The organism is Bradyrhizobium retamae, assembly GCF_001440415.1.
Lineage (GTDB): Bacteria > Pseudomonadota > Alphaproteobacteria > Rhizobiales > Xanthobacteraceae > Bradyrhizobium > Bradyrhizobium retamae.
On the sequence record NZ_LLYA01000157.1, the window covers coordinates 68,380 to 80,250 of the forward strand.

The window sequence follows — 11,871 nt, forward strand, 5'->3', positions numbered from 1 at the left end:
CTCGAAGGGCAGACTGGACTTGACCGAAATGCGCTAATTGCCTGCAGTGTTGAAGCGGGAAAGGTCGCAATCCCGTTCGGCATATCTCACGCGCCGCAGGCCCTCGCGGTCTTCGACCACGGTCGGCCGGCAGCGTTCGCTCCAGGCAGCCTGGGCGGCTTCATCGGCTTTCAGTTCTTCCGCCGTCCGGGGCGTGATCTTTACGGTGCCACGGCTGCCGACGTAGAAATTGGTTTGCTGGCTGGGAAGCAGCGGCGCGCCCGAGGCAATGGCCGCGGCCTTGGCATCCGCTGCGGCCCGCGCCGTGCGGGCGGCCTGGGCGGCATCTGCGGCATGGCCGTGGTCCATCGCGAATTGCGCGGACGCGGACGATACCGAAGCGACGACGATCGAGACTGCGATGAAGACGCGCATGGACACTGCCCCTTGATGAATGCGTCCGTCAGGAATGACCGACAAGCATTGAGGCGGCGTAAAGCTGTGTGACTAACCGGATCGCAATTTGGTCGATAAAGGTTTAGCGGTCGTTCGGGCGCGCATTGCCCGTTCATCGAGCTGTGGTGCTCGGAATTCTCCCCGCTCGCTGCGAGGAGAAGCGTGCTACTCGCTGCGGCCGAACTCGCAGCCCTTGCGGGCGTACACCAGGCGGACGACACCTTCGTTGTCGTAGGTGCGTTTCGGCTTGCAGAACGCTTCCCACTTCTCGATGCTGGCGCGCCTTGCCTTTGCGTCTTCCTGATCCTGCGCCTCGCTGCGCACCGGATCGTCCAGATAGGACGTCGTGCATACCCTGCCGTGGAACTTGCTGTAGGTGCAGCGTTCCACGACCTGCCAGGCCTGCGCCGACGTCGACGACAGCAGGACCAGCGTCGCAATTGCGTAAAGGATCTTCATGTTGTCGCTCATCGCTCGAGGAGACTTTCTCCGTGCGACTAGCTAGCGCCGGAGTTTATCGAGGCGCAACGGTAACCCTTTGTTAATCTAAATACCCGCGGAAAAGGTTAAATCTGGAACCGCGCGCTGTCTCTTCACGCGACACTATCACAACCAGAACGCGCGGCAGTTCACATACGAGACAACATCGTCCGTCATTGAGACAGCGGAACAAGCGTCTTCGCGTGACCGCTGCTAGACCACCGTCCGATGCCGCGCGATGCAGGTCTGCAGGACCTCGTCCATCGGCCTTGTCCACCACTCGCTGGAGAAGATTTCGATCTCGGAATAGCCGGCAAAGCCCTGCGCCTCGACCGCTGATCGCACAGATGTGATGTCGATGACGCCGTCGCCCATCATGCCGCGGTCGTTGAGGATGTCTTTCGTCGGCACCAGCCAGTCGCAGACGTGAAACGCCAGCAGGCGATCTTTTCCCGCGCGCGCAATCTGCGGCATCAATTCCGGGTCCCACCAGATGTGATAGACGTCGAGCGCAACGCCGAGCGCGCCGGTGCGCTGCGGATCGAGCTGATCGCAGATGTCCAGCGCCTGCTTCGTCGTGTTCACGCAGGCACGGTCGGCGGCGTAGGCCGGATGCAAGGGCTCGATCGCGAGCGGCATGTTGGCCTCTCTCGCGTATTCCAGCATTTCCGCGATCGCGTCATGAACCTGCGTACGTGCAGCCGCAATGTCCTTCGAGGCGGCGCTTCCCGGCCGCGAATATTGCGGCAGGCCGCCGACGACCAGCACGATGCACGGCGCACCCAGCGCCTTGGCTTCGTCCACCGCGCGACGATTGTCGTCGCGCGCTTCGATGCGATGCGCCGCATCCGCCGTGAACATGCCGCCGCGGCAATAGCCGGACAACTCAAGGCCGGCGTCGCGCACGGCCCGCACTGCGCGGTCGAGGCCGATGGCCGCAACCTGGTCGCGCCAGGGATCGATGGCGCGGATGCTATGCCGCGAGCAAGCATCGATGATGGCAACAAGGTCGCCCTGCTTGCGGACGGTCGCCGTGTTCAGCGACAGCCAGCGATGATCGCTCGAGAAATCACGCATCAGGGTTCGATGCCGCGCATTGCCAGCACCGTCTTCATGCGCCGCGTTGCCAGTTCAGGGTTGGACAGGAGACCCGCCTTGTCAGCCAGCCGAAACAGTTCGGCCAGATGCAGCGTCGAGCGCGTGCTCTCCTGCCCGCCGACCATGGTGAAATGATCCTGGTGGCCGTTGAGATAGGCCATGAACACGATGCCGGTCTTGTAGAACCGCGTCGGCGCCTTGAAGATATGCCGCGACAGCGGCACCGTCGGCCCCAGTATGTCATGGAAACCGGCCTCGTCGCCGGCAGCCAGCCGCGACAGCGCGTAGGAAGCCGCCGGCGCGATGGCATCGAAGATGCCGAGCAGCGCATGCGAAAATCCTTGCGCGTCGCCCGCGATCAGTTCGGCGTAGTTGAAATCGTCGCCGGTATACATTTTGACGTTCTTGTCCAGCCGCCGGCGCATGTCGATCTCGCGCTGCTTATCGAGCAGCGAGACTTTTACGCCATCGACCTTGGCGGCATTGGCGTTGATGATGGCAACCGCCGTATCCATCGCCTTGTCGAGATCGGCCGTTCCCCAATAGCCCGACAGCGCCGGGTCGAACATATCGCCGAGCCAGTGGATGATCACGGGCTCGCGAACCTGTGACAGCACCCTGTTGTAGACCTTTGCATAGTCGTCGGCGCTGCGGCCAAGCTTTGCCAATGCGCGCGAGGCCATCAGGATGATGCGGCCACCTGCCTTCTCGACCGCCGCGCTCTGTTCCTCATAGGCGCGGATCACGTCGTCGATCGATTTTGCGTCTTCCACCGCGAGGTGATCGGTTCCGGCGCCGGAAAACACCAGCGCATTGTCCTTCGCTTTCGCAGCCTTTACCGAACGCCGGATCAGTTCCAGCGAAGTCGGCCAATCCAGTCCCATGCCGCGCTGCGCGGTGTCCATCGCTTCGGCAACGCCAAGGCCGAGATCCCAGACATACTCGCGAAACGCGATGGTGCGGTCCCAGTCGATGGCGGATGTCAGCCACGGGTCGTTGTCGGCGAGTGGGTCCGCCACCACATGGGCAGCAGAAAACGCCACGCGGTTGAGCACACCTTCAAGCTTCGCCGGAAACGTCCGCGATGCCGCCAGGCGATAATCCTCGATTTTGCGATCCGCCGTCGGCAGCTTCAGCGATAGCGACGACATCGGCAGGACTGGCTTGTTCATGCTTAAGCCTCCTCACACCTTGATCGGGGCAACGTCGATCCAGCGCCGCTCGCGCCAGCTCTGCAGCGCGCACTCGGCAAGCTGCACGCCCTTGGCGCCTTCCAGCAGCGTGTATTTGTAGGGCGCGTCCTCGCAGACATGGCGGATGAACATCTCCCACTGCTCCTTGAAGCCGTTGTCGTAGACAACGTTGTCGGGAACTTTCTGCCAGTCGGCGTAGAAATCGTGGGTGCGCTTCTCGTCCGGATTCCACACCGGCCGCGGCGTCGCCTGGCGCGCCTGGATCACGCAGTCGGTCAGGCCCGCCACCGCCGAGCCGTGCGTGCCGTCGACCTGGAAGGTCACGAGATCGTCGCGGTAGACGCGCGTCACCCAACTCATGTTGATATGCGCGATCACGCCGCCCTTGAGGCGGAAGGTGGCATAGGCAGAGTCGTCGGCGGTCGCCGTGTACTTCTTGCCCTTTTCGTCGAAACGTTCGGGGATGTCGGTGGTGCCGAGGCAGGAGATGCTCTCGACCTCGCCGAAGAGATTGTCGAGCACATAGCGCCAGTGGCAGACCATGTCGAGAATGATGCCACCGCCGTCCTCGCTGCGGTAATTCCACGACGGCCGCTGCGCTTCCTGCCAGCCACCCTCGAATACCCAATAGCCGAACTCGCCGCGCACCGAGAGCATGCGGCCGAAGAAGCCGGAATCGCGCAGGAAGGCGAGCTTCTTCAGGCCCGGCAGGAACAGCTTGTCCTGCACCGTGCCATGCTTGACGCCCTTGGCGTTGGCCAGCTTCAGCACCGCGACCGCCTCTTCCAGATTGGTCGCGATCGGCTTTTCACAATAGACGTGTTTGCCGGCCTCGATCGCCTGGGTCAGCAGCGAGGGGCGCGCCTGCGTGGTCGCGGCGTCGAAGAAGATGCTATCGTCCTTCGCGGCCAGCGCCTTGTCGAGATCGGTCGACCAACGCTCCACGTTGAAGCGCTTCGCAAGACGCTCGACCTTGTCCGCATCGCGGCCGATCAGGATCGGGTCGGGCAGCATGCGGTCGCCGTTCGACAGCAGCACGCCGCCCTGGTCGCGGATCGCGATGATGGAGCGGACCAAATGCTGGTTGAGTCCCATCCGGCCGGTCACGCCGTTCATGATCAGGCCGAGGCGTTTGGTCGTCATACTGCTTTCTCCAAAGGAATTCTGGCTGTGGGCTGCGCGAGCGGCGACATCGCGGACCAGTCCGGATGCGTGGCGGTGGCGAAGCCTGGGGTGGTCAGTGATCCCGTCAGGAGATCGCCGTCGTGGATCGCGAGACGAATTTTATTGCCGTCGCGGACGTAGAGATCGGGATGGCCCGCGAGAAACGCCTCCGCCTCCGCGGCCGGCGTGTCGCCAAAGCCATCGACGTAATGGTGGCCGTTGCGCTCGGCGTGGGTGACGCCGATCAGTGCACCGAGCGCGAGGTCCTGCTGCACGGCGAGGCCCGCCTGGCAGGTCAGGTCCTCACCGGCGATGAAGCATTTCTCACCGGCGGCACTCCATCTGGCCGCGCGCGTAGCATTGATGATGGACTTGTAGATGCCCTTGCAGGATTTCGAGGAGATGCCGCGATAGCCGAGCGCCCGCGTCACCGGGAAGGCGTCGTAGGAATCGTCAGCCTCGTCGACGATGAAATCTCGCCGCGCCAGCGCGCCGAGCGGCGATTGCCGCGTAATGTCGCGTGGCATCGGCTGCTCGATGTAGAGGAGCTTTTGCGCGATCGGCCGCAGCGCCGCATCGCGGTCGAGCCGTTCGACAAGCGCATTCAATGCAGTGAGGTCGGCGTACTGTTCATTGGCGTCGAGCGTGACACGATAATCGTACGACAGCGTCGCCAGTTCATTGCCGATCCGCATCAGCCGATCGGCATCGTGCGCGGGGTCGCCATTTAGCTTGAGCTTGAAGTAGCGCGCGCCGGCGTTTTCTCTGATATCGGCAACGCCGCCCTCGCCTTCGACCTTGTCGTCCATGCCAACCGTATGCCGGATCGCGACGCGCTCCAGCCGCTTCCGGCCTGCGAGAAAGCGCGACACGTCATCATCGCCGAGATCGCGCGACAGGCGTGCATCCACGCCGGCGATGTTGTTGGCCATGCCGTCGAAGAAGCCGGTTCCCGTGCAACGCAGCAGCGCGTCGAGAATCGCCTTGTCGATCTCGGCCGGTCCGTAGCCCGCCGCCAGCGGCGGAATGTCTTCTCGTGCGCAGGCTTCGATCTGCGCGCCGATGCAGGCCGCATGCAGGCCGAACGCAGTCTCGAAGCCGGAATGCGCCAGATAGATGCCGCGCGCGATCAGAAGCGAGCAACGCAGCTCCTCGACTGTCTGATCTGGCGCGAGATGTGGCCGCTTGTCGAACCACTTTGGAACCAAGAACTCGGCGCTCGCGCCGACAGCCCTGCTCTTGCCTTCGACCTCGATCTCGACGCGCACAAAGGCCTGCGGCGTTGCATTGATGGCGACCGCGCCGAACCGGAACGGCCGGGCGAAGGTGACCGGACGTTCGAAAAAGGAGATGTCTCGTACGGCCAAGCGTAACGGCATCGGGCCAGCTTTCAGTCCAGCGCGCTTTGCGTGAAAAAATGCTTGCGAATCCGCTGCACCAGTTCGGTGAAGGCGGGATCGGCCATCGCGTCGAGCGAGCGCGGGCGCGGCAGTGGCACGTTGTAGATCGCGGCGATCGCGCCGGGCCGTTCGGTCATGACAAGCACGCGATCAGCCAGGAACACGGCTTCCGGAATCGAGTGCGTGATCAGCAGCACGGTCTTGCCGGTTTCGCGCTGGATGCGCATCAGCTCGACATTCATCTTCTCGCGCGTCATGGCATCAAGGGCGCCGAACGGCTCGTCCATCAGCATGATCTTGGGATCATGCACCAGCGCCCGGCAGATCGAGGCGCGTTGCTGCATGCCGCCGGACAATTGCCAGGGCAGCTTTTTCTCAAAGCCTTCGAGGCCGACCAGCTTCAACAGCGCTTTCGCCCGGGGCAGATATTCGTCGCGCGGCAATTTCTTCATGTCGATCGGCAACATCACGTTGGACAGGATGTTGCGCCAGGGCAGCAGCAGCGCGTTCTGGAACACGATGCCGACATTGCCGTGCGGTTTTGTAACTTGCTCGCCTTCGACCAGAATCTCCCCCGTGGACGGCGCGAGCAGCCCCGAGATCATCTTCAACAGCGTGGACTTGCCGCAGCCGGACGGGCCGACTACGACAAAGAACTCGCCCTCGTTGATGTGGAAATCCAGCGGCCGCAGCGACGGCACGTCGCCGTCCCGCGACCGATAGGTTTTTGAGACGCCTGACAGTGTGATCCCGGACGCCGCGCCGCCGGCGCGATCCGACACCAGGCGCAGATGTGCGGCCGGTTGGTCGATCTCGGTTGGTTTGGTCGCAGGATTCATTCAGCAAAGTCCATCTTTCCGTTGTCCCTGCGAACGCAGGGACCCATACGCCAAGACCTATCGTTCGGGCACTCCGGCAGAGACCTTCTGCAATAACCAGGGCCGGTGGTTATGGGTCCCTGCGTTCGCAGGGACGACGGTGAGTGCGTCATCAGCGGCTTACGAACCGCCCTGCGGCAGGTACTCGTTGGTGTAAAACGCCTTCGGATTGTCCTTGGCCTTGGCATCCAACCCGCCATATTCGACCATCAGATTGACCGTGTCGGTCATGTTCTGGTCGGTCACCTGGAACGGCCGCTTGTTCTTGGTTTCAGCCGTCCGGTAGAGCGGGATCGTCAGCTCAAAGCCCTTCGTCAACGTCTCGATCTTGCCGCCCTTCGGGTTGGCATCGAGGATCGACTGCGCTGCACCCTTCGGATCCTTCTCGGCGGCTTCGACCGCTTTCGTCGTCGCCGACATGAAGCGCTTGACGAGATCGGCATTGGCCTTGACGAAATCGGTGTTGGCGACGACGCCCGAGCAGACCATGTTGATGCCGTAGTCGGCGAACTTGATCGCGTTGACGTCCTTGCCCGTCGCGTCCTTGATCTTCATCGACTGGTCCATGACATAGCCGAGCAACAGATCGGCCTGGCCATTGATGACGGCGTTAAGCTTGGTCTGGCCGTCGCCGGCCACCGTCTGGAAGTCGCTTTCCTTCAGGCCGGTCTTCTTCAAAAACAGCGGCCAGATCTGCGTCATCGAGTCCGCAGGCGTGATCGCCACCGTCTTGCCCTTGATGTCCTCGGGCTTCTTGATGTTCTTTTCGACAAAGCCCATCGCCGACATCGGGCTGGTCTGCAGCAGCACGCCGGTGGCCACGATCGGGGCACCCTTCACGGCCGCGCGCATCATGGTAGGCACGTCGACATAGCCGAAATTGGCGGTCTTGGCCGCAACGGCCTGCGTGGTCGCCGCCGAGCCGCGGCCTTCCTGGATCTCGAGGTCGATGCCCTCGGCGGCATAAATGCCCTTGGCCTTGCCGTAATAGAACGGCGCGTGCTCGCCATAGACGTACCAGTTCAGCATCAGCACCACCTTGTCGGCGGCCGATGCCGGAAGCACTGAAAGCGCGGTCCAGATCAGGGCGGCGGAGATCGCTGTTATCACTCGTATCATGGTCATCCTCCCGTTTGGTGATGCAGCCCTTGGATAGGCCGCCTGTTAATTTGGCTTAGGAAGCAAAAACAATGTCTTCGCGCTGGCTGACATGCCAGGGGATCACGAGGCGCTCGATCCGGTCGACGACCCAGAACAGCACCACGCCGAGCAGCGCCAGGATCACCAGCGCGGCAAACATGGTCGGCAAATCAAAGGTGCCGATCGAGCGCTGCATCACGTAGCCGATGCCGGAATTGGAGCCGACGAACTCGCCGACGACAGCACCGACGACGGCAAGCGTCACCGAAACTTTCAGGCCGGAGAAGATCGCCGGCATCGCGTGCGGCAGGTTGACGGCGCGAAACACCTGAAAACGGCTGCCCTGCATCGCGCGGGCGAGATCGACCATGTCGGGGTCGACCGACTTAAAACCCTGCACGGCGGAGACCACCACCGGGAAAAAGCCGAGCAGGAACGCCGAGATCACCTTTGGGATGATGCCGAAGCCAAACCACACCACGAACAGCGGCGCGATCGCGATCTTCGGCACGGATTGGGAGAATACCAGCAGCGGATAGACATAGCTCTCCACCGTCTTCGATCCCGCGATCAGCATGGCGACGGGAATGCCGAACACGGCCGACAACAGGAAGCCGCAGATGGTGGCGTAAGTGGTGGGCCAGGCCTGCCGCAGCAGTTCCGGCCAATCCGTCCGCAGCACCGCCACGACATCGCCCGGCGCCGGGATCTGGTATGCCGGAATCTGGAACAGGCGGATAGTGAGGTCCCACATCACCACGATGAACAGCAGGAACAAAAACGGCCGCACCCACGCCGCGTTCAGCGCTTTCGACACGCCACTCTCGCGCTTCAACTCGGCCACGTCCCGCTCCCTGGTCATCGTCTTATGGGCGGGAAATTAACCCGTTGGATAAATACTGGCAAGCGGGTTTTTGTGCGGCGAAATGGCCTGTTCCGTCGCCCCTGCGAAAAGCAGGGGCCCATAAGTACAGCCGCGTACGTTGCGAAGCCTGGGCTGCTTCCCGGTGCAGCTAGTTAGGGTCGGGGCTATGGGTTCCTGCTTTTCGCAGGAACGACGGTCAAACTGGCTGATGCGCCGGCGGCCGGACGCCCTGCCCCACGGCCTTGCCGAAATCCGCTGTTGATTTCCCCGTCAGCGCCGCCAGCACCAGCGCCACCATGTGCGCCAGCCGCTCGTCCCTCGCTTCCTTCTTCAGGAGGTCGCGGCCGAAGATCACGGAAAGCGTCGCGCTGTTGGAGAGATAGAAGAAGCACAGCGCGGCGATCGAGATATAAAGCTGGACGGGATCGACAGTGACGCGGAAATCGCCGCTTTCGACGCCGCGCGTCACCACGGTGCGGATCATCTCGACGAACGGCGAATGCATCGACTTCACCTTGGTCGAGCGCTTCAGATGGCGCGCTTTTGCAAGGTTCTCGGTGTTGAGCAGCGCCAGAAATTCCGGGTTACGGAGGAAATAATTCCAGGTGAAATCGATCAGCCGCTCGATCGCCTCGGGCGGATCGAGGTGTTCGAGATCGAGCCCGCGCTCCTCGGAGCGGATCTTCTCATAGGCGCCTTCAAGCACCGCAAGGTAGAGGTCTTCCTTGTTGCCGACGTGGTAGTACAGCATGCGCTTGTTGGCGCCGGCGTTGGCCGCGATGCGATCGACGCGCGCGCCGGCCAGGCCATGGGCGGCGAATTCCTGCTTTGCAGCCTCGAGAATGCGAAGCCGCATCCCCTCGGGGTCGCGCTGCCATTTCTGAACGCGTTTTGCCTTTGCCAAATCAATCGCCTGTTGGTCGCATCGGGCAAGCTGTAGCATGCAGGGAAGCGTTTGAGAATGAAGGTTGTTCACCCTCCCCTGGAGGGTAGGGTAAGCTTCAGTCGGGCTTCCCCGCCGAGGGCTGCACCAGCAGCGTGGGCACACCGCATGTACCGCTCCGTACCGTCATCACCTGCGTTCCGGGCTTGCGCCCGGTGCGGACTTCCGAGACGTCGACGCCGGCCTGGACAAGCCGCGCATGGGTGGCGTCGATGTCGGTGACGCGCCAGCACAGGCCACGAAGCCTGTCTTGAAGTTTGTCTTGAGATTGGTCCTGCGGCGTATCCGTCTCCTTGCCCGGCCGGTGCGTGACCTCGACGATGAGGTCGCCGCAGCGGAAGAACATCAGCCGGCCCCAATCGGGGTGCGAGCGGTCGAGCACCATGTCGAGGCCGAGCCGCGCACCGTAGAGCGCTGCGGCCCGTTCCGGGTCCGACGTCGAGACCACGACATGGTCCAGCGCCGTGATCGAGCCGGGCGTGGTTCTAATCGACAGCGGGCGCTCCTTGTCACGCTCGAGGAAAAACATGCGGACGCCGCGCGTGGCATCTGTTGCCGCGCGTGTGCGCTTCCACGACAGCACAGCACCCGAGATCGCGTCGCGGCTTTCGACGTCGGCGATTACGTCCGGCTTCAGCGTCAGTCGGTCGAGCCTGCGATGCATTTTGGCGATGTCGCTGGTTCGGAAGCAGATGCTTGCGAGCCCCTCGCCTTGCGCGGCAAGAACGCTGCGAATGCGGTCGGCGTCGGTGCCGTCGCCGCTCGGCGCCATCAATTCCAGCGTGGTGTTGTCGAGCGTGAACAGCACGCGGTCGGCGCCGTCCCCGCTGTTCTGCCAGGCCGGTGCGCGGGCCAACAAGATCTGGTAAGCGGCGGAGGCTGCGTTGATGTCGCCGGTGAGAACGACGACGTGATCGAGGCCGGTGATCACGGAAAAAGCCCCCGCACGTTTTTGGCGGCGCGCACCTTCTCGACGCCGATCGCCATCGCCGCCGTGCGATGCGGGATCTTGTCGGCTTTGGCCCGCTGCAGCATCTGGTCGAAGGCGCGATCGAGGATCGCATATTCGCGCCGCGTCACTTCCTCTTCCTCCCAGAACAATTGCTGCAGGTCCTGCACCCACTCGAAGTAGCTGACGACGACGCCGCCGGAATTGCAGAGAATGTCGGGGATCAGGAACAGTTCGCCCTGGCGCTTTTCCAGCACCAGATCGGCCTCCGGCGTGGTCGGACCGTTGGCGCCCTCGGCCAGCACGCGGCACTTCAGGTTTTCGGCGACCCTGGCATCGATCACCCGCTCCATCGCCGCCGGCACCAGCACGTCGCAGGGCAGCGTGAGGATTTGCGCGGGATCGAAAATCAACTCGTTGGAGAACCCGGCGATACTTCCATGCGCGCCCGCATGTCGCATCAATGCCGGGATATCCAGCCCCCTCGGATCATGCAGCGCGCCAGTGTGATCGCTGACCGCGATGATCTTCAGGCCATATTGTTGTAGTTCCAGCGCGGCGTAGGAGCCGACATTGCCAAAGCCCTGGATCACGGCGGTCGCGCTGCCCGGATTGATCGATAGCTCCTTGAGCACCCGCTTGGCGAGATAGGCGACGCCGCGCCCGGTTGCTTCGCGCCGGCCGAGGGTACCGCCTGATGAGACCGGCTTGCCGGTCACGATCTCGGTCACCGTTTGGCCTTGGTACATCGAATAGGTGTCCATGAACCAGGCCATCACCTGTTCGTTGGTGCCCATGTCCGGCGCCATCACGTCGGTATGCGGACCGACGAACGGGATCATCTCCTGCATGTAGCGCCGCGACAGCCCTTCCAACTCGCGCTTGGAGATCGTGGTAAGATCGACATTGACGCCACCCTTGGCGCCGCCATAAGGCAAACCGACAAGGGCACATTTCCAGCTCATCCAGATCGCGAGCGCAGCGACCTCGCCGATGTCGACAGAGGGTGCAAACCGCGTGCCGCCTTTGGTGGGACCGAGGGTGAGGTGGTGTTGGACACGATAACCTTCGAATACTGCGACCGTGCCGTCGTCGCGGTGGATCGGGCAAGAGACGGTAACCGCCCGCTTCGGCATCAGGATGCGATCGCGCTCGTCCATCGGAATTTCCAGATGGTTGGCGATGACGCCAAACTGATTAACCGCCATATCGAACACCGGACCGGAATAAACCGTCATCATTTCCTCCACTTTTGTCGCGTTGCTGGGGGAAACCCGGGCAGCCGTCAGCCGTTATACGACGGTATGCCAAAGCCCCCCTTAAGGA

Annotated in this window: 12 protein-coding genes; all 12 read right to left on the bottom strand. The window is 62.7% G+C overall.

What is annotated here, in order from left to right; genetic code table 11:
- Positions 1-33 precede the first annotated feature (33 nt).
- The 12 genes from CQ13_RS19595 to CQ13_RS19650 all read right to left on the bottom strand — a co-directional run bounded on the left by CQ13_RS19595 (position 34) and on the right by CQ13_RS19650 (position 11,783).
- On the bottom strand, positions 34-414 hold the full coding sequence (locus tag CQ13_RS19595; RefSeq protein ID WP_057844479.1) for a hypothetical protein: 381 nt from the start codon (positions 412-414) through the stop codon (positions 34-36).
- A gap of 186 nt (positions 415-600) precedes the next feature.
- Positions 601-894: a hypothetical protein gene (locus CQ13_RS19600; protein WP_156433760.1), complete on the bottom strand. Its 294-nt coding sequence runs from the start codon at positions 892-894 to the stop codon at positions 601-603.
- A gap of 234 nt (positions 895-1,128) precedes the next feature.
- On the bottom strand, positions 1,129-1,992 hold the full coding sequence (locus CQ13_RS19605; protein ID WP_057844481.1) for a sugar phosphate isomerase/epimerase family protein: 864 nt from the start codon (positions 1,990-1,992) through the stop codon (positions 1,129-1,131).
- The gene (locus CQ13_RS19610; RefSeq protein WP_057844482.1) at positions 1,992-3,185 is read right to left on the bottom strand and encodes a dihydrodipicolinate synthase family protein; all 1,194 of its coding nucleotides are present in this window, start codon (positions 3,183-3,185) and stop codon (positions 1,992-1,994) included. The genes CQ13_RS19605 and CQ13_RS19610 overlap by 1 nt, the downstream gene beginning before the upstream one ends.
- Positions 3,186-3,197: 12 nt before the next feature.
- Positions 3,198-4,349, bottom strand: coding sequence for a Gfo/Idh/MocA family protein (locus tag CQ13_RS19615; RefSeq protein ID WP_057844483.1), 1,152 nt, complete (start codon positions 4,347-4,349; stop codon positions 3,198-3,200).
- Entirely contained in the window at positions 4,346-5,749 is a 1,404-nt protein-coding gene (locus CQ13_RS19620; RefSeq protein WP_057844484.1) for an enolase-like domain-containing protein, read from the bottom strand. The genes CQ13_RS19615 and CQ13_RS19620 overlap by 4 nt, the downstream gene beginning before the upstream one ends.
- A gap of 11 nt (positions 5,750-5,760) precedes the next feature.
- Positions 5,761-6,609, bottom strand: coding sequence for an ABC transporter ATP-binding protein (locus CQ13_RS19625; protein ID WP_057844485.1), 849 nt, complete (start codon positions 6,607-6,609; stop codon positions 5,761-5,763).
- A 159-nt stretch (positions 6,610-6,768) separates the two neighbouring features.
- Positions 6,769-7,767 carry an ABC transporter substrate-binding protein gene (locus tag CQ13_RS19630; protein ID WP_057844503.1) on the bottom strand — a complete coding sequence of 333 codons (999 nt, stop codon included), beginning with the start codon at positions 7,765-7,767 and terminating at the stop codon, positions 6,769-6,771.
- A 55-nt stretch (positions 7,768-7,822) separates the two neighbouring features.
- Complete coding sequence (locus CQ13_RS19635) at positions 7,823-8,632, bottom strand: ABC transporter permease (RefSeq protein ID WP_057844504.1); 810 nt, start codon at positions 8,630-8,632, stop codon at positions 7,823-7,825.
- Between the two features lie 217 nt (positions 8,633-8,849).
- Positions 8,850-9,557, bottom strand: a complete 708-nt coding sequence (locus CQ13_RS19640; RefSeq protein ID WP_197427373.1) for a TetR/AcrR family transcriptional regulator — start codon at positions 9,555-9,557, stop codon at positions 8,850-8,852.
- Positions 9,558-9,654: 97 nt separating this feature from the next.
- The gene (locus CQ13_RS19645) at positions 9,655-10,527 is read right to left on the bottom strand and encodes a VOC family protein (RefSeq protein ID WP_057844486.1); all 873 of its coding nucleotides are present in this window, start codon (positions 10,525-10,527) and stop codon (positions 9,655-9,657) included.
- On the bottom strand, positions 10,524-11,783 hold the full coding sequence (locus CQ13_RS19650; protein ID WP_057844506.1) for a Glu/Leu/Phe/Val family dehydrogenase: 1,260 nt from the start codon (positions 11,781-11,783) through the stop codon (positions 10,524-10,526). The genes CQ13_RS19645 and CQ13_RS19650 overlap by 4 nt, the downstream gene beginning before the upstream one ends.
- Between the last annotated feature and the right edge of the window lie 88 nt (positions 11,784-11,871).

Bases quoted from the DNA above. Each gene is read 5' to 3' on its own strand.
- CQ13_RS19650 (WP_057844506.1), bottom strand. From the start codon at position 11,783: ATGACGGTTTATTCCGGTCCGGTGTTCGATATGGCGGTTAATCAGTTT.
- CQ13_RS19630 (WP_057844503.1), bottom strand. From the start codon at position 7,767: ATGATACGAGTGATAACAGCGATCTCCGCCGCCCTGATCTGGACCGCG.
- CQ13_RS19605 (WP_057844481.1), bottom strand. From the start codon at position 1,992: ATGCGTGATTTCTCGAGCGATCATCGCTGGCTGTCGCTGAACACGGCG.
- CQ13_RS19625 (WP_057844485.1), bottom strand. From the start codon at position 6,609: ATGAATCCTGCGACCAAACCAACCGAGATCGACCAACCGGCCGCACAT.
- CQ13_RS19610 (WP_057844482.1), bottom strand. From the start codon at position 3,185: ATGAACAAGCCAGTCCTGCCGATGTCGTCGCTATCGCTGAAGCTGCCG.
- CQ13_RS19615 (WP_057844483.1), bottom strand. From the start codon at position 4,349: ATGACGACCAAACGCCTCGGCCTGATCATGAACGGCGTGACCGGCCGG.
- CQ13_RS19595 (WP_057844479.1), bottom strand. From the start codon at position 414: ATGCGCGTCTTCATCGCAGTCTCGATCGTCGTCGCTTCGGTATCGTCC.
- CQ13_RS19620 (WP_057844484.1), bottom strand. From the start codon at position 5,749: ATGCCGTTACGCTTGGCCGTACGAGACATCTCCTTTTTCGAACGTCCG.
- CQ13_RS19600 (WP_156433760.1), bottom strand. From the start codon at position 894: ATGAAGATCCTTTACGCAATTGCGACGCTGGTCCTGCTGTCGTCGACG.